Genomic DNA, 15926 nt, shown 5'->3' on the forward strand with positions numbered 1-15926 from the left:
CCGCCACCGCCGAGATCAACGAGTCCAACACCCCCGCCACCACCCTCTTCACCACCATCGGCGCCCAGCACATCAGCACCAACCTGGAACTCGAACTCCCCTGACCACGTGGTCAGCCTTCACAGAAGTGTGAGAAGCATGACAAAAGCAGCAAACGGCATCGAACTCATGGGCACCGTGACCGAGTGCATGCGCAATGCGACCTTCACGGTTGAACTGGAGAACGGACACAAGGTCCTCGCGCACATCAGCGGCAAGATCAGGAAGAACTACATCAAGATTCTTCCCTTCGACCGGGTGCTCGTAGAGCTCAGCCCCTACGACCTCACCCGCGGCCGGATCCTCTTCCGCTACCGCACCTGACCCACGCGGGTAGCTGCGACCGGCATCCGCCCGGTCGCAGCTGCCCCGGGCGTCATATCCGCGAGATCTCCTCGGAATTCCGCAGGACTTCGGTGATCGCGGAGGCCACATCGGCGCAGGCGTCGGTCAGATAGAAATGGCCGCCGGGGAATTCCTTGAGCAGGAACTCGGAGTTCGTCTCGGATTCCCACAGGCGGGCTTCGGGAACGGTGACCCGTGAGTCCTCCGTGCCGATGAGCGCGACAATCGGGCAGTTGAGCTTCGGCCCGGGCGTGTACGCGTAGTTCTCGACAGCCCGGTAGTCGTTTCGCATCACCCGGAGGATCGGGCGGATCGCCTTCTCGTCGTCCAGGAGCGCCCGGCTGGTGCCGCCGAGCCCGCTCAACTGGGCCTTCAGCTGGTCATCGGTGAGATCGAGCGATTCCGGTCGGACCGTGGTCGGCGCCCGCCGGCCCGAGGCGAACAGCGCCAACGGGCGTGCCGTGCCGTCGGACTCCATCCGGCGGGCGACCTCGAACGCGATCAGCGCTCCCATGCTGTGGCCGAAGAGCGCGGTCGGCCTCTCGTCGATCGAGCCGATGGATTCATGGAGTATGTCGGCGAGCAGGCCGAGGTCGTCGATCAGCGGCTCGCGGTACCGGTCGAGGCGCCCCGGGTACTGAACCGAGACGACCTCGATGCCCGGGGCGAGCCGCGTCGCGAGCGGCAGAAAGAACGGGGCGGATCCCCCGGCATGGGGAAAGCACACGACCCGCATCGGGGCGTCGCCGACTCGGGAGTAGTACCTGAACCACTGCTCGGGGTGATCGGTGGAAGCCAAGGAATTCATCCTGTTCAGAGAGGAGTCGGAGCCGGGCGGCCGAACCTATTGCGGCCCACCGTCGACTTGGATCGTCTGGCCGGTGATGTACCCGGAGTCCGGGCCGGCGAGAAAGGCGACAACACCGGCGATGTCATCGGGCACCCCGACTCGGCGCAGCGGCGCCCGTGCCGCCGCCAGGTCACGGAGCCCGGCGGGATCCCTGCGGATGCGGCGGGCGACCGCGTCGGTCATGGCCGTGTTCACGAACCCGGGGGCGACGGCGTTCACGCGGATTCCCGAGGGGCCGAGTTCGATGGCCAGGGTCCGGGTCAGCCCCTGTATCCCGGCTTTCGCGGTCGCGTAGTTCGCCTGTCCCGGATTGCCCAGAGCGGCGATCGAGCTGACGTTGACGATGCGGCCGCGCCCGTGTTCCCGCATGTGCCGTGCTACGGCTCTGGCACACCGGAACGTGCCGTGCAGATGGACATCGATGACCGCGTCCCAGTCGTCGTCGCTCATCGCGAAGAGCAGGTTGTCCCGGATGATGCCCGCGTTGTTGACCAGGACCTCCGGTGGGCCGAGCCCGGTGGCCACCCGCTCGACCGCCGCGTCCACTTCGGCGGTGCGGGTCACGTCACAGGCGATGCCCAGGGCGGTGCCCCCGGCCGCCCGTATCGCCGCCACGGTGTCGGCCGTGGCGGCCTCGGTGCGGTCGAGCACCGCCACGGCCGTCCCGTCGGATGCCAGCCGCCAGGCCACGGCCGCGCCGATGCCCTGGCCGGCGCCGGTGACGACGGCGACTGCACCCGCGTACGTCATGTCCTCGCTCCGTCCTCGCTCCGTCAGAACCGGACCGGCAGCCGCACCAGGCCGAGCACCGAGGTGCGCAGTCGCAGGGGCACCCCGGCGAGCGGCACGTCCAGCGCCAAGTCGGGCAGTTCCAGGACCAGTTGCGACAGCGCCTCGCACAGCACGAGGCGGGCCAGTCGCTGACCGACGCACGCGTGCACCCCGTGCCCGAAGGCGAGGTGGCCGGACGCGTCGCTGCCGAGGTCGAGCCGCTCGGGGCAGGAGAACTTGGCCGGGTCGCGGTTGGCCGCGGGCAGGGCCACCGTCACGGTGTCGCCCTCGCGGACGAGCTCTCCGCCCAGCCGGACATCGGTGAGCGCGGTGCGGAAGATCTGGAACTGGTTCACCGTGGTGTACCGCAGCAACTCCTCGATGGGACCCGCCTGTTCACCGGCACCGGCGGCGGCGCGGAACGCCGCGAGCTGGTCACGGTGGTGCAGCAGCGCCAGCAGGCACATGGCCAGAGCCGCCTCGCAGCTGGCGAAGCCCGCCGCGAAGACGATCACCACCATGTTCGTGATCTCGCGGTCGGTGAGTTCGGGATGGGCCGCGAGGCGGCCGATGATGTTGTCGCCCGGTGCCGTCCTGGCCTTCCCGACCAGGTCGAGTACGTAGAAGAACGCCTTGGTCGTGGCCTCGCGCTCCTCCTCAAGGCCCATGCTCTCGTCATTGGTGGTGTCGGTGAGCGCGAGCAGGATGGCGCTGTCCTCGTACGGGACTCCGAGCACCCGGCACAGCACGCGCAGCGCGAGCGGCCGTATATAGGTGGGCAGCAGGTCCACCGGCGAGCCCTTCCCCTTCAGTTGGCCCAGCTGCTCGGTGACCGTCCTGGTGACTTCCGGAGCCAGCGCCTCCATGCTCTGACGGTTGAACTCGCCGCTCAGCAAGGTGCGGTAGCCGGTGTGCTCCGGCGGGTCCATGTGGATGAAGCCGCCCGGGACGATCGGCACCGACGGGAAGACCTCGCCCCGCTTGGTCAGGGGAACGTGGGCCGTGTGGAAGTTGTGGCTGAACGCATGGCTGCTGAGCACCTCGCGGGCCAGCTCCTGACTGGTCGCCAGCCAGCCGACGTGGCCGTCCGGGTACACCATCCGCGCCAGCGGCTGGGTGCGGCTCAACTCGGTGACGATCGCGGGCGGGTCGAACGGCTCGGTGCGATCCCAGTGCTGCAGGTAGGAAATCGGCTCTGAGCTGGTCTCGGTCATGGGAATTCATCCTCTACGTGGACACGGCCGCGCCGCGCGGTATCGGCGGTCCGAGCCGAGGCTAATAGCGGCCGGTTAAACACCCATCCCCCAACCTGACAGCCCTGTATGGCCAGGGAATTGGCGGCCGGCGGGATGCGGAATCCCATCGCCGAAGTAGTCGCTTTGAGGATATTGAGCGGCTGCAACAGCCTCATATGGTGGCCGCGTTCTGGCCAATGAGGGAAAGAGAGCACAGCATGACGACCACTCAAGCCGAAGCCACGACCTTCGAGCAGGGCTACCAGAAGGGTTACCTGCCCGGAACGGTCGGTGCCCGGCGCGCTCCCTGGGACATCGGCCGGGCCCAGTCCGCCGTGGTGGAGCTCGCCGCGCGGGGCGCCTTCAGTGGGGCGGTTCTCGACATCGGCTCCGGCCTCGGTGACAACTCGATCCACCTGGCGAGCACCGGTCTTACCGTCACCGGCATCGACAGCGCCCCGACCGCGGTGCAGACCGCCAAGGACCGCGCCGCCGAGGCCGGGGTGGACGTGGAGTTCGCCGTCGCCGACGCGACCAGCCTCGCCGGCTACGAGGACCGCTTCGACACCATCCTGGACAGCGGCCTCTACCACTGCCTCACGGCCTCGGACCGCAAGGAGTACGTCGCGGCGCTGGCGCGGGTGAGCAAGCCGGGCGCCCGTCTGCACCTGCTCAGCTTCACCAACGAGCTCCCAGAGGCGCACTTCCTCGTCCCGGTCACCGAGGAGACGCTGCGCGCCGACTTCGTCGCGCCGTGGACCGTCGAGGCGCTGAACAAGGTCCGCTACCAGACCACGCTGGACTTCGAGCGGTTGCAGGCCAGGGTGCCGGGCATCGGCGCGGAGATCCCGGCCGACGGCAAGCTCTGCCCCGGTGTGGAGATCGACGACGACGGCGCGATCTGGTTCGACGCCTGGCACCTGGAGGCCCGACTGGGCTGAGCTCTCCCGACCGTACGGAACCACCGGCAGACATGAAAGGGGCGGCACCAGGTATGGACGTGAGTGTCATCGGCGCCGGGCTGATGGGGCGTATCCACCTCGACGCGTGGATACGGACCGGGGCCCGGGTGCGCGTCCACGACACGGACGACGAGCGGGCGGCCGCGCTAGCCGCTCAGTTCGGCGTCGAGGTCGTCGACACGATCGACGCGGCCCTCGACGGTGCCGAAGCGGTGGACATCTGCTGCCCCACCTCCTGTCATCGGGACATCGCGCTCGCTGCCATCGCCGCGGGCATCCCGGTGGTGTGCGAGAAGCCCCTCGCCGCCACCGCCGCAGAGGCCGAGGAGATCGTCGCCGCGGCCGAGGCGGCCGGTGTACCTGTCTATCCGGCGCACGGCACCCGGTTCGCCCCTGCGTACGCGCGACTGCGGGAGTTGGTCGCGGCAGGGACGGGTGCCGGCGCCGTGGGCCGGTTCACCAGCGTCGGCTACCACCCGCGGGCGTACTCCGAGACACTGACGGCCCGCTCCGGAGGCGTCCTGAGCGACGCGATGGCGCACGGGGTGGACCTCGCCCACTGGGTCTTCGGCGAGGTGACGCGGGTGCACGCCACCTATCGTGGCGCCCTGGCCACGCCCGCCCCGGCGGGCACCGTGGCGATCGGGTCGGCGGTGCTGACACATGCCGGCGGGGCGATCAGCCAGGTGGTCTGCGGCTGGGCGCCGGAACCGACCCGTCATCGGTCGACCTTTCATGTGTCCGGTGACAGGGGCTCCCTGCGGTACGACTCCACCTGGCCCCAGCCGCTGCGGGTGACCGGAGGGTCGGTGGCGGATGTGCCGCGGGCCTTCGGCGAGTCACCGTTCGTGGCGCAGATACGGGAGTTCGCGGCCGCGGTGAACGGCGGTCCCGAGCCCCGGGTGACCGGGCGGGACGCGGTGGCGGTGGCGTGGATCACCGAGGCCGCCGCGGAGTCCGCATGGACCGGCCGGGCCATCGATCTCCACTCGCATTCCCACTCGTACGGCAATCACGGTATGGAAGGTGGTCAGAGATGACGAAGGTGGCCATCCTGTCGTTCGCGCACGAACGCGCCGAGGAGTACGCCCGGCTGCTGCGCGAGCGCTCCGATGTGGAACTGATCGCGGCGGACGACGACCGGGCCAGGGGACGGCGCATCGCCGATCTGCTGGGGATCCCCGTCGGTACCGTCGACGAGGCGTTCGCCGCGCAGCCGGACGCGGTGGTCGTGAGCGGCGCCCCCGCCGGGCGCCGTGCCCTGGTGGAGCGGGCCGCGGCGGCCGGCGCGCACGTGCTGTGCGAGCAGCCGCTGGCCCCCGCCGAGCAGGATGCCGTCGCCATGATCGAGGCGTGCGCGCGGGCCGGGGTCGGCCTGGTCATGAGCGGTCCTGGCCGGTGCGGCCCGGCGTTCGAAGCGCTGCGGCGGCTCGTCGCCGACGGCGGCCTCGGCACGGTGCTGGCCTTGGACGGCGTGCACACGACCGCGCCGGTGGCCGAAGGCCTGGCGCGGCTGGCCGATCTGATGGACGGCATCCTCGGCCAGGATCCGGTGGTGCAGGTGTACGCGCAGGCCCACGCCGACGAGAGTGCCGCGCTCGTTTCGGTGACGTACCAAAGCGGGACGACGGCGGCCCTCGACCTCAGAGCCGAGGAGTCGGCCGCTGCCCAGGGGCCGCTGGTCAGCGTGTACGGCACCACGGGCCAGGTCGAGTTCGAGCCCTGTGGCCGGCTGCTCAGCAGATGCGATGCCACGGTCGGGCGGGAGCGCTGGGAGACCGGGGAGTCCGCTCTGTACGCCGCCATGCTCGACCGCTTTGTGACGGGAGTGCGCGCGGGAAAGCACTCCGCACCCGATGGCGCCGCAGGCCTGCGGGTGCTGCGGGTGGTGCTGGCCGCCCGCCGTTCAGCGCACAGGGGCCGGCCGGTCGCCCTGGTGTGAGGCGCCGTCGACCACGAGTCGACGCAGTTCACGCAGGTCCCGCGGGCTGTTCAGGCCGAGTACCCCGACGACCTTGCCGCGCCGGCGGTACCCGACGACGAAGGCTCGATCGGACAGCTGTCCGTGCAGCACCGAGATCTCCGCGCCCTCGGGGAACACACCGTATCCCTGGATCCGGGCGTCGTACTGGTCGCTCCAGAGGTACGGGAGCGGGGCGAACTCCTTTGCGGCGCCGAGCAGGTTGCCGGCCACGGCTGGCACCTGCTCGGTCGCGTTCGGCATGCGGCCGCCTGATCACCTCGCCCACCTGGGCCCGAGTTGACGGCAGATGGCGGCGGACAGCGGATCGATCAGCGTGACGCCCAGGCCCATCCCGCGGGCGACGGCGGCCACCTCGGTGCCGAGGAAGCCGGCGCCGACCACGGCCATGGTGGGCCTGAGCCGCAGCTGAACCCGCAGGGCCGGCGCGTCCTCAAGGGTGCGCAGCAGATGGACCCCCGCCAGGTCGTCGCCGGGTAGCCGGCGCGGGGTGACAGCGGTGGCGATGACCAGGCCGTCGAAGCCGATCCGGACGCCGCTGTCCAGCAGAACCTGCCGGTCCGCCACATCCAGGCCGACGGCGGACCGGCCGAACAGCAGGTCCGCGCCGAGTCCGCTCAGGCTGTCGGCACCGCACAGCGCCACCCGGTCAGGGTTTCCAGGTTCCGGCGAGGCTCTGCTCGGACAGCGGCGGCCGGCCATAGGGGAGGTGTGGTTCGTCGCCGATCAGTGTCAGCGTGCCCTCGTAGCCCTGGTTGCGCAGGGCCCTCCCGGCGGTGAGGCCGGCGGTGGACGCTCCGACGACGGCGATCCGGCGCGACCCGGTCATGACTCGACGACAGTGATGGCCAGCGCCGGGCAGAGCACGGCTGCCTGCCGGACCAGGTCATGCGACGCGGCCGACGGGGTGTCGTCGAGCAGCCGCACCATGCCGGTGTCGTCGCGCTGGTCGAACACGGCCGCCACGGCCAGCACGCACCGGCCGGAGCCGATGCACCTGTCTTCATCAACGATGACGCGCATGTCCTCCTCCCGACCGCTGGTTACGGCTGGTCGACGCGTTCGGCGGTGAGCTGCCAGACGCGCGCCTTGAGCCGGCCGAGTTCGTCGAGTTCCGGCCGCTCCACGGTCTCGACGGCTTCCTCGGGAGACCCGAAGCCGATCATCTGCCGGCCGTCCTCAGGGGTGAGCGCGGTCTTGTACCAGGCCTGTTTCAGGGAGGTGATGTTCCACTGCCCGCCGACGGTCTCCCGGAGGTTTCGCTCACTGATCCGCTGCATGACGGGGAAGGCCGCGGTCTGCTCCTCGGCGAAGCAGAAGAGATGCAGCCGTGCGCCGGGCTTGCAGGCGCGGTGCAGGGCGGCGACATAGCGGCGCTGCTTCTCCGCGGTCAGGCAGTGGTAGAGCGCGCTGTCGACGACCGTGTCGAAACGCCCCTCGAAGCCGTCCAGGGTGGTGACGTCCGCGAGGGTGAAATCGACCTGAACTCCCTTGGCCCCGGCCCGCTTCTCCGCCTCCTCTATGGCCCTCGGGACCTCGTCGACGGCGGTGACCCGATAGCCGCGCGAGGCAAGGAAGATCGCGTTGTCGCCGAGCCCGCAGCCGGCGTCGAGCACCTGGCCACCGATCTGGCCCGCGTCCTCGAGCGCCACCAGAACCGGCTGCGGCCCACCGATGTCCCACGGCGTGGCCCGTCCGTTCGCGGGCGTGATGGTCGGCGCCCAGCGCCGCCGGGACCCAGTGCCCACAACAGTCATTGCCATCCACCTCTCGAAGCAAGTCACAGCGTCCCCATGCCTGCGGCGCCGAGGTCGGACGATAACGACGGCCGGCCCCCGGGCACGTCCCCCGGCCTGACAGTTCGGTGGGGATGGGGAGTTGGGGCTCCGCCCCGGCGGCGAACGGCCCGCCATCCCCCACCTTGACGGTCCTTGATCGATTCCCTTGGCCGCCCGTCCAGCGCTGGTTAACGTCGCAGTGATCGAGGCACGCGCCCGGCTGGAGCGACACCCCGCTCCGAACCCGACACGACGGTGAAGGACCACCAGGATGACGATGGAAGCGGCGCCCCTGCCGACGAACCGGCCCAACCCCTTCGACCCGCCCGAGGACTACCGCGTACTGCGGGAGAACCAGCCGATCAGCCGGATGATCCTGGCCGACGGTTCGCTGGGCTGGGTGGTGACCAGCTATGAACTGGTCCGGTCCGTCCTTGCAGACCCCAGGTTCAGCGCCGACGCGCGCAAGACCACCTCGCCGCACCGGATTCTCCCGGAAGCCGCACGGCAGCCGAGGCCCGGCTTCTTCCTGCAGATGGACGCGCCGGACCACACCCGCTATCGCAGCCAGTTGACCGGCCAGTTCACCGTACGACGGATGAAGTCGCTGGAACCCCGCATCCACGAGCACGCCACCGACACCCTGGACGAGATGCAGCGGGCAGGCGACACCGCCGATCTGGTCGGCGCGTTCGCGAAGCGGCTACCGTCCCTGATGCTCTGCGAACTGCTCGGTGTGCCCTATGACGAACGGGGCGACTTCCAGCGGTTCACGGAAGGCACCCCGCAGACCAACCTGCCGCGTGAGCGGGCCGAGCGTTCCGCGCAGATCGCCGCGGCGGTCATCGCCACCAACGAGTACGTGCTGCAGCTGGTGCGTCGTAAGCGCAAGCAGCCCGGCGACGACATGCTCAGCGGCTTGATGACCTCGGATCCGACCCTGACCGACGAGGAAGTCGCCGGGATGGGCCGCCTGCTCCTGCTGGCCGGCCATGACACCACCGCGAGCATGCTGGCGCTCGGCACGTTCCTGCTGCTGCAGCACCCGGAGCAGGCCGCCGCGATCCGGCGCGACCCGGAGACGGTGAACCGTGCCGTCGAGGAGATCCTGCGCTATCTGACGATCGTGCAGTTCGGCGCGTTCCGGGCCGCCACCGAGGATCTCGAGGTCGGCGGGCAGCTGGTCAGGGCGGGCGAGACCGTGGTGTGCTCGCTCGCGGCGGCCAACCGGGATCCCCGGCAGTTCATCGACCCCGACCGGCTGGACGTGACCCGGGAACACACCCCCCATGTGGCCTTCGGGCACGGCGCCCACTGGTGCCTCGGTCACCACCTGGGCCGGCTCGAAATGCGTGTTGGATACCGGGAGTTGTTCACCCGGCTGCCGAAGCTTCGGCTGGCGATACCGCAGCAGGAGATCGAGATCCGCACCGGATCCACCATCTACGGCCTGCAGTCGCTGCCGGTCGCGTGGTCCTGACGGTGTGCCCCCCGGCACGCCCGCGACCGTGACGGCAAGTCAGCTCCCGAACCGTACGTCTCCGATCGAAGCGAGGCCCCCCCATGGCCACAGCGCCACCCCGCAACACCCGATGGGTCCTGCTCGGGATCATGCTGTCGATGTTCCTCAGCACGCTCGACACCGTGATCGTCGGCACCGCCATGCCGACGATCACTCATGAACTCGGCGGCCTGAGCCAGCTGTCCTGGGTGGTGTCCTCCTACACCCTGGCCATGGCGGCCTCCACGCCGATCTGGGCCAAGCTCGGCGACCTCTACGGCCGCAAGGCGTTCTTCCTGGCGGCGATCACGGTCTTCCTGTTCGGCTCAGGGCTGTCCGGGGTCGCGGGGACCATGAACGAGCTCATCGCCTTCCGGGCGCTGCAGGGCCTGGGCGCCGGCGGGATGGGCGTGGGCGCTCTGGCCATCATCGGCGAGCTGGTCGCTCCCCGGGAACGCGCCAAATACGCGGGCATGAGCGTGACGGTGATGGCGATGGCCAACATCGGCGGCCCGATCGTCGGCGGTTTCATCACCGAACACCTCGGCTGGCGCTGGGCGTTCTATCTGAATCTCCCGGTGGGTGTGATCGCGCTGGTCTGGTGCCAGGTGATGCTGCGGCTGACGGTGCGACGCAAAAATCCGAAGGTCGACTACGTCGGCGGGGCACTGCTGATGGCCACCACCATCGCGATCGTGCTCGTCACCAACTGGGGCGGCACCCAGTACGCCTGGGGCTCGCCGCACGTGCTCGTCCCCCTGGCGGTCGCCGTCATCGGCCTGCCGGTGTTCGTGTGGTCGCAGACCCTGGTGCCGGAGCCCATCATGCCGCCGGCGCTCTTCGCCAAGCGCAACTTCACGCTCGCGATGGTGATGACGGTCGTGGGCAGCATCGCCATGTTCGGCGCCATCACGTTCCTGCCGCTGTTCCAGCAGACCGTACAAGGCGCTTCGGCCTCCAACTCGGGGCAGTTGCTGCTCCCGTTGATGGGTTCTCTCTTCATCGTGTCACAGCTCGGCGGGCGGCTGCGAAAGCTGAGCGACCGGTACAAGATCTATCCGATCCTCGGCAGCGCCCTGCTCACCGCCGCCTGCATCGGTCTTGCCACGATGGACACCACCACCGGCCGGCTGACGTCGGGTGTCTATATGGCCGTGCTGGGCGCGGGCATCGCCTTCATGGCGCAGACGACCACGTTGATCGCGCAGAACAGCGTGGAGATGAAGGACATGGGCGCCGCGTCCGGCAGCACCACTCTGTTCCGCACCCTGGGCGGTTCGTTCGGCGTGGCCCTGTTCGGTGCGCTGTTCAACGCTCAGGTCGGCCACACCGCCGCGGCCGGCGTTCGCCGCAACCCGGCGGCGCTCCGCGCCCCCGATCTGCACACCTTCACCGCGGGCATCCAGTCCATCTTCACCTGGGCCGCGGTGCTGTGCGCGATTGCATTCGTGGCTGCGCTGTTCATCGTCGAGGTGCCGCTGCGCCAACGCGGCGCACTGACCCCGGCGAACAAGCCCGGCACTGCCGGCACTCCTGACATCGCCGCGACCGGATCGGGTGAGGCCGGCCGGGCGTAGGGGCCGTCCGCGTACGGCTGGATGGTGGAGACCTGGCCCACCCCCCTCACCGGCCCCGCCGAGGAGGCCATCATGGCCGATCAGCACACCGCGCCGGGAAACCCGTACCTACTGATTCAGCGGGCTCGGCATGGTGCACGGGGTGCGGCTGCGCGGCGGGCATCTCGACATGGACTTCGCGCCGAACACACACATGCTGAACTTCGCGGCGCGGTATCCCGCCACCGTCGAGGGCGGCACGCTCCCGTACGAGCTGGACGGCGACCTCAACACCCTTGCCTCGTACGACTTCCAGGGCACGCCGCCGGGCGGGTTCACCGCGCACACCACCGTCGACCCGGTGAGCTGCACGCGGTGGCGTACTGCTGGGCCTATCCGTATGTGAAGTACCTGGTGGTGGAGGTCGACGGTCGGGTGCGGCGACACGTCGACATTCCCGTCGACGGGCGGCCGATGATGCACGACTTCTCGCTCACCTCGTCGTATGTGCTGCTGTACGACCTGCCGGTGGTCCTCAACCCGGATGCCGCTACGTCCTCCTCCTCCTCTTCGTCCCCGCCGTACGTCCGGGAGCCGGAGCGCACACCGCGGCTCGGGGTGCTGCGCAAGTGGCTTGATCCCGACGAGCTCCCCGCGGAGATCGCCCTCAGCGCGATCACGCCGGCCGGGCTCCCCGCCGGTCCTCACGAGGTGCGCAGGAACGAGGAGTAGGATGACTACGACGAGCACACCGAGCGTGCCCGCCGCCTCGACGTGCTCCAGCGCGCGGAGAACGAGTTCGGCCCGATCCCCTTCGACGCGGAAGCGGCCGGCATCCACGGCCGGATCTGCGCGGCGGTCATCAGCTCGGGACGCACACCGCGTCGCAGGGTGGCGGACCTGATGATCGCTGATGACCCACGATTTCACCGGCACCAGCCGAGACCGCCCCTCTACACTGAACGTGACACAAACCCGCAGGTCAGCGCCGTGCGCTAAGGCGCTGCCTAAACGTTGAAGCGGAACGTCTGACGCAGAGCTGCCACCTGCGAAAACGTGGCTTCTCAAGCTCTCATCCAGCACAGATCCAGCACGGTCGGAACCTATCCAGCACACTCATTCCGGGTAGGCAGGCGCTGTGTCCGGCTCCAGCCCCTCGACCTTCGCGTCAGGATGCTTGAGCGCCCACGCCCGGTTCCACCACACCATCACCCGCTCGCGCAGCTCAACCAGCTCGGCAGTGAGCTGATCAAGATGCTCCACGCTCACAGTCTTGATCCTGAAGCCGCTCGGCTCGATACCGAAGGGCTTGCTGTTCATCGCGCTGAGCACCCCATCGAGTTCCCCCCAAGGCCCATGCACGTAGGCATTGCGGTGCTTCATGCCAGCCCCCACGTCAGTGAGGATCACATCTAGAGCGTTCCGCATCGGAGGGGTGAGGTAGCTAGCTGACGTCGCGTACTTCAGGGTGAGCTTCTTCAAGCCCCCGATCGACTCTCCCTTGAGCTTGGCCGCCTCACCCTCATCGGCGGCCAACAGCACCCCGGTTATCTCGACCGTCATCTCGACCGTTGCAGCCGTGTAGACCATGCGCCCCAGGGCAGCATGGACCGGGGCAAGATCCTCGCCGGGCATGTCCTCGTCAGCCATGAGGCGGATTCTCCCACCCGCAATCAGGCCGCAGTGTCGTAGTCGGAGGCGTCCTCCAAGCTCTCCGGGCCAATGGCCTTCTGGATGATGGCACGGCAACGATCCCACGCCTCGGGGACGAGGTGGCCGTAAATGTCGACGGTGGTCTTGATCGACTTGTGTCCGAGCCACCGGGAGACCTCGTGGATCGGGATGCCGGCCGCCAGCGCAGTCGAGGCGAAGAAATGGCGAAGCGAGTGCGGGTGGTACTTCGGCTTCCCCTCGGCGTCGACGAGCCCGGCCAGCCTGCACGCCTTCTTGAAGTGGTACGTGTAGGTGTTGGCGGTGGGCATGACGCCCTTCCCGCGCTCGCGGGGCGCGAAGTACACCTCGACCTGCCGCGCCTTCCCCGCCGCGTTCTGGAAGGTGAGCGGGATCGGTTCCCACTGCTCAACGTGGGCGTCGATCTCGTCGCAGACGAACGGCGCGGCTGGCACGTCGCGGTACTCGCCCTCTTCGCGGTGCTTGAGCGGCACGAGGCGGGTCTTGCAGTCCTCCCGATGGGCCTTCGAGCTGATCTGCCAGCGCACACGGATCACATCGTCGCGGAGACACCCGGTGTGGAAGGCGAGGGCCTCGCTGACCCGCAGCCCTGCCCCGGCCTGGAGCCAGACGGTCAGCTTGTACTGCGGAGACATGTGCTCGTGAAGGAGACGGACCTCGGGGAGGGTGGGGATCTCGTCCTCGTCGACCGCATGGCTGCCGGGGGCGTTCTTCACCTCCTTGGTCGGGTCCTCCTGGATGATCTTCTCTTCCTTGGCGGACCAGAAGATGTGCTTCACCATCTTCATGCGGTCGTACACCGTGCTGGCGGCGAGCTCCTTGCTGATGGCCGCCTTGAAGTGCTCGATATCCCGCTTCGCGACTCCGGCCATCGTCTTGCGGCCCAGCCGGGGTATCAGGTGCTTGTCGATGAAGCCGCGATAGTTCGAGTACGTCGAGTCCCCGATCACGCGGCGACCTAGCCAGTCCTCCACGTAAGCCCGGACGGTGATCTTCCCCGCGTTGGGGTCGATGTACGTCCCTACGCTCTTGTCGTTCTCGATCTTGTTGGCGAAGTTGTCCGCCGCCGTCTTCTTGGTGAAGCTCTCTTCGCGCTGTCGGGCCGTGCGCCCGCCTGGCTCCCTGTACCTGACCGTCCACTCGTGGCCGCAGCGAACCCCCTCGCAGGGGTAGAGCGGGCTTCTCTTGTCGGTCTTGCACCTCTGAAAAACGGTAGCCATGGGCCCCTCTCTCTTGCCGGGGCATGGCAAAGCAGCCGTTACCCGTAGTTGTCGTCGAGGTACGCGACGATGTCGCGCTCACGGAATCGGAGGAGGCGGCCAACCTTCTGGGGCCGCAGTCCCCACGTCCGGTACTTGTTCTTGACGGTGTTCTCGCTGACCTTCAGCCAGGCGGCCACCTCTTCCGGCGTGAGAAGCCGGTTACTGCCGCCCCGGCTCAAGGGGCGGGCCTCTCACCGCGCTGGGCGTCGGTGAGGGAGTGCACTGTCTCCCATGCGAGGGCGGCCGACTTCAGTGCCCTCTTCTGGTCCGCCTTGAGCCTGCGGATGCGGGCCGGTACGAGTGCCGGATCGGAGAGGCCGAGGAGCTTGGCCGCCTCGTCGAGCAGTTCCTTTGGGTCCTCCATCGGACCGTGGCCGGGCTGGGAGTACACCCGACACTCCTGGCCGGAGATCCCGAGAACCCAGCCCCAGCCGTTCTTGAGCGCCTTCTCGCGGTGGCTCAAGCCGCGGCCCCGTGGAACTCACTGCGGGACCGCGAGGTCAGGTGATACATTCCGAACTCGCACTCGTAGTACCGGTTCTCGCAGTACAGGCCACGCCGCGATCCTCGGCGGTCCCCCGCGCGGTGCCGCTTCGCCTGTGCCCTGCCGAGGGCCTTCTCGGCAACGCGTTCGCCCTCGAAGGCGCGTTTGGCGCCGCACTCGCACGTGCGGAAGTCGACGGCCTTGATGGTCATGCCTGACTCTCCTTGGTCTACTTGCGGAACTTGCTGCATGGGCAGGTCGGTATCTGGCAGGCGCCCCGTGCGGCGCTCGCGGCGGAGTGGGTGAACGGGGCATGGCCGCACTCGGGGTGCTGGCAGAAGCCCTTCCAGCTCTTGCCGTCGTGGTTGGCGAGCATTAGGCCGGGCGAATGGAGCTTCACGAGGCGGCCGGTCCCGCCGAACGCCATCTTCGAGGCGAAGGCGCGGGCCTCGGCTTCGTTGCCGAACGGCGCGAAGTTCAGCCCGCGACTTCCGTCGTGCCAGGTGTGGACGAGGGCGAGCCAGTCGCGCATCTGGAGGATCTCCCCGACTTCCTTGATCAGCGCCTTGGCCATCTGGTCGGCGTTGTCGAAGCCGGGGTCCTCCAGGAGTGCCTTCACCGCGTCGATCTCCTCCCTGCGGGGGGTGATCCTCACGCGGTGCCGATCCCCTTCACCGAGACGGGATAGGCGAAGAAGTCCGACCGCACGGGACGTGCGAACCCTGGGACGAGATAGGCGAGCCCGTTCACCTTCAGGCCACTGTCGCCCTCGGCGTCCTCGAACTCGGAGCCGTCTAGCAACTCGTCGAGTTCGGCAGGACTGTTGATGGTGGTACTCACGAGGCTCCCTTCTCTTCCGTGGTCAAGATTACGCAATCGGGGAAGCATGCGCAAGTATCGCAATCAGGTGGGCGTGATGGCCTCGACGCTCGACCGGAACCCCTCCAAGGAGCCGGTGTTCAGGATCGTCACGTCGAAGTCCCAGTCGGCGAGGGCGTTCTCACTGATGTGGTCAGAGTCCTCGATGAGGGCCTGACTGGGCCTCCGGATCTCGACCACCAGTCCCCCGCGCTTCCGGATGGCGTCGGCCTCGTTGGGGAACCGTACGTCGCTGATGACCGTGGGCTCCGTCCACGTCTCGCAGTCACGGAACAGGGCGTTCACCCACACGTCCGCACCGAGCACCTGACGGCCGGCCTCGGTGCCGAGCCGCTGGAGGTAGCCCCGTACTTCCGGGAACTCGCGCTTCACGTAGTCCCATCCATGGCGGTCCACCTCCCACGCGACGGTGGTCTTGCCAGCCTCGCTCTCGGAGTCGATCAGGGCTGGGTTGACGGCGTACAGCATGTCCCTCACCGGGTCGGCGAACGCCTTGCGGCACCAGCCGCGCTCGACGAGGAACGAGGCCGCAGTGTCCTTGCCGGAGCCAGCGGCGCCCGCGAAGCCGATCAGCGGAGTGTTCATATTGGT

The 15926-nt window shown here is 68.6% G+C and carries 23 protein-coding genes and 2 pseudogenes; 9 read left to right on the forward strand and 16 right to left on the reverse strand.

What is annotated here, in order from left to right; genetic code table 11:
• The first annotated feature begins 138 nt into the window (after positions 1-138).
• Positions 139-363: a translation initiation factor IF-1 gene (gene infA / locus ACWD5Q_RS31935; RefSeq protein WP_451430564.1), complete on the forward strand. Its 225-nt coding sequence runs from the start codon at positions 139-141 to the stop codon at positions 361-363.
• 52 nt (positions 364-415) lie between these two features.
• On the opposite strand, the gene ACWD5Q_RS31940 is transcribed toward infA, so the two are convergent.
• The 3 genes from ACWD5Q_RS31940 to ACWD5Q_RS31950 are packed head-to-tail and all read right to left on the reverse strand — an operon-like array spanning position 416 to position 3219.
• Positions 416-1183, reverse strand: a complete 768-nt coding sequence (locus tag ACWD5Q_RS31940; protein ID WP_451430565.1) for a thioesterase II family protein — start codon at positions 1181-1183, stop codon at positions 416-418.
• Between the two features lie 45 nt (positions 1184-1228).
• Positions 1229-1984, reverse strand: coding sequence for a 3-oxoacyl-ACP reductase FabG (gene fabG, locus ACWD5Q_RS31945; protein ID WP_451430566.1), 756 nt, complete (start codon positions 1982-1984; stop codon positions 1229-1231).
• A gap of 23 nt (positions 1985-2007) precedes the next feature.
• A complete protein-coding gene (locus tag ACWD5Q_RS31950) occupies positions 2008-3219 on the reverse strand; it encodes a cytochrome P450 (RefSeq protein WP_451430567.1) in 1212 nt (403 codons plus the stop codon).
• Between the two features lie 239 nt (positions 3220-3458).
• Here ACWD5Q_RS31950 and ACWD5Q_RS31955 point away from each other — a divergent pair, with 239 nt between their 5' ends.
• The 3 genes from ACWD5Q_RS31955 to ACWD5Q_RS31965 are packed head-to-tail and all read left to right on the forward strand — an operon-like array spanning position 3459 to position 6144.
• Positions 3459-4181: a class I SAM-dependent methyltransferase gene (locus ACWD5Q_RS31955; RefSeq protein WP_451430568.1), complete on the forward strand. Its 723-nt coding sequence runs from the start codon at positions 3459-3461 to the stop codon at positions 4179-4181.
• Between the two features lie 53 nt (positions 4182-4234).
• Positions 4235-5242: a Gfo/Idh/MocA family protein gene (locus ACWD5Q_RS31960; protein ID WP_451430569.1), complete on the forward strand. Its 1008-nt coding sequence runs from the start codon at positions 4235-4237 to the stop codon at positions 5240-5242.
• The gene (locus ACWD5Q_RS31965) at positions 5239-6144 is read left to right on the forward strand and encodes a Gfo/Idh/MocA family protein (RefSeq protein WP_451430570.1); all 906 of its coding nucleotides are present in this window, start codon (positions 5239-5241) and stop codon (positions 6142-6144) included. The genes ACWD5Q_RS31960 and ACWD5Q_RS31965 overlap by 4 nt, the downstream gene beginning before the upstream one ends.
• Here ACWD5Q_RS31965 and ACWD5Q_RS31970 read toward each other — a convergent pair.
• The 5 genes from ACWD5Q_RS31970 to ACWD5Q_RS31990 are packed head-to-tail and all read right to left on the reverse strand — an operon-like array spanning position 6109 to position 7940.
• On the reverse strand, positions 6109-6426 hold the full coding sequence (locus ACWD5Q_RS31970) for an oxidoreductase C-terminal domain-containing protein (RefSeq protein ID WP_451430571.1): 318 nt from the start codon (positions 6424-6426) through the stop codon (positions 6109-6111). The two genes, ACWD5Q_RS31965 and ACWD5Q_RS31970, sit on opposite strands and share 36 nt — an antisense overlap.
• Positions 6427-6438: 12 nt before the next feature.
• Positions 6439-6828 carry an FAD-dependent oxidoreductase gene (locus ACWD5Q_RS31975; RefSeq protein WP_451430572.1) on the reverse strand — a complete coding sequence of 130 codons (390 nt, stop codon included), beginning with the start codon at positions 6826-6828 and terminating at the stop codon, positions 6439-6441.
• A 4-nt stretch (positions 6829-6832) separates the two neighbouring features.
• Positions 6833-7012, reverse strand: a complete 180-nt coding sequence (locus ACWD5Q_RS31980) for an FAD-dependent oxidoreductase (protein WP_451430573.1) — start codon at positions 7010-7012, stop codon at positions 6833-6835.
• A complete protein-coding gene (locus ACWD5Q_RS31985) occupies positions 7009-7206 on the reverse strand; it encodes a ferredoxin (protein WP_451430574.1) in 198 nt (65 codons plus the stop codon). The genes ACWD5Q_RS31980 and ACWD5Q_RS31985 overlap by 4 nt, the downstream gene beginning before the upstream one ends.
• A gap of 20 nt (positions 7207-7226) precedes the next feature.
• Positions 7227-7940: a class I SAM-dependent methyltransferase gene (locus ACWD5Q_RS31990; protein ID WP_451430575.1), complete on the reverse strand. Its 714-nt coding sequence runs from the start codon at positions 7938-7940 to the stop codon at positions 7227-7229.
• Between the two features lie 292 nt (positions 7941-8232).
• Between ACWD5Q_RS31990 and ACWD5Q_RS31995 the strand changes: the two genes are divergently transcribed.
• The 5 genes and pseudogenes from ACWD5Q_RS31995 to ACWD5Q_RS32015 form a co-directional block, all read left to right on the forward strand.
• Positions 8233-9441, forward strand: a complete 1209-nt coding sequence (locus ACWD5Q_RS31995) for a cytochrome P450 (RefSeq protein WP_451430576.1) — start codon at positions 8233-8235, stop codon at positions 9439-9441.
• 83 nt (positions 9442-9524) lie between these two features.
• Positions 9525-11039, forward strand: coding sequence for an MDR family MFS transporter (locus tag ACWD5Q_RS32000; protein WP_451430577.1), 1515 nt, complete (start codon positions 9525-9527; stop codon positions 11037-11039).
• Positions 11040-11169: 130 nt separating this feature from the next.
• The gene (locus tag ACWD5Q_RS32005; protein WP_451430578.1) at positions 11170-11424 is read left to right on the forward strand and encodes a hypothetical protein; all 255 of its coding nucleotides are present in this window, start codon (positions 11170-11172) and stop codon (positions 11422-11424) included.
• Positions 11421-11588, forward strand: a pseudogene (locus ACWD5Q_RS32010) (carotenoid oxygenase family protein); the annotation flags it as partial. The gene ACWD5Q_RS32005 and the pseudogene ACWD5Q_RS32010, both read left to right, overlap by 4 nt.
• 48 nt (positions 11589-11636) lie before the next feature.
• Positions 11637-11930 (forward strand): annotated as a pseudogene (locus ACWD5Q_RS32015) (VapC toxin family PIN domain ribonuclease); the annotation flags it as partial.
• 204 nt (positions 11931-12134) lie between these two features.
• Here the strand turns inward: ACWD5Q_RS32015 and ACWD5Q_RS32020 are convergent.
• The 8 genes from ACWD5Q_RS32020 to ACWD5Q_RS32055 form a co-directional block, all read right to left on the reverse strand.
• On the reverse strand, positions 12135-12668 hold the full coding sequence (locus ACWD5Q_RS32020; protein WP_451430579.1) for a hypothetical protein: 534 nt from the start codon (positions 12666-12668) through the stop codon (positions 12135-12137).
• Between the two features lie 23 nt (positions 12669-12691).
• On the reverse strand, positions 12692-13930 hold the full coding sequence (locus ACWD5Q_RS32025) for a tyrosine-type recombinase/integrase (RefSeq protein WP_451430580.1): 1239 nt from the start codon (positions 13928-13930) through the stop codon (positions 12692-12694).
• A 38-nt stretch (positions 13931-13968) separates the two neighbouring features.
• Positions 13969-14151 carry a helix-turn-helix domain-containing protein gene (locus tag ACWD5Q_RS32030; protein WP_451430581.1) on the reverse strand — a complete coding sequence of 61 codons (183 nt, stop codon included), beginning with the start codon at positions 14149-14151 and terminating at the stop codon, positions 13969-13971.
• Positions 14148-14435, reverse strand: coding sequence for a hypothetical protein (locus ACWD5Q_RS32035; RefSeq protein ID WP_451430582.1), 288 nt, complete (start codon positions 14433-14435; stop codon positions 14148-14150). Before ACWD5Q_RS32035 ends, ACWD5Q_RS32030 begins: the two co-directional genes overlap by 4 nt.
• A complete protein-coding gene (locus tag ACWD5Q_RS32040; protein ID WP_451430583.1) occupies positions 14432-14668 on the reverse strand; it encodes a hypothetical protein in 237 nt (78 codons plus the stop codon). The genes ACWD5Q_RS32035 and ACWD5Q_RS32040 overlap by 4 nt, the downstream gene beginning before the upstream one ends.
• 17 nt (positions 14669-14685) lie before the next feature.
• Entirely contained in the window at positions 14686-15111 is a 426-nt protein-coding gene (locus ACWD5Q_RS32045; protein WP_451430584.1) for a hypothetical protein, read from the reverse strand.
• Entirely contained in the window at positions 15108-15296 is a 189-nt protein-coding gene (locus tag ACWD5Q_RS32050) for a hypothetical protein (RefSeq protein WP_451430585.1), read from the reverse strand. The genes ACWD5Q_RS32045 and ACWD5Q_RS32050 overlap by 4 nt, the downstream gene beginning before the upstream one ends.
• A gap of 63 nt (positions 15297-15359) precedes the next feature.
• Positions 15360-15920: a deoxynucleotide monophosphate kinase family protein gene (locus ACWD5Q_RS32055; protein WP_451430586.1), complete on the reverse strand. Its 561-nt coding sequence runs from the start codon at positions 15918-15920 to the stop codon at positions 15360-15362.
• Between the last annotated feature and the right edge of the window lie 6 nt (positions 15921-15926).

This window comes from Streptomyces sp. NPDC002513, assembly GCF_053595355.1.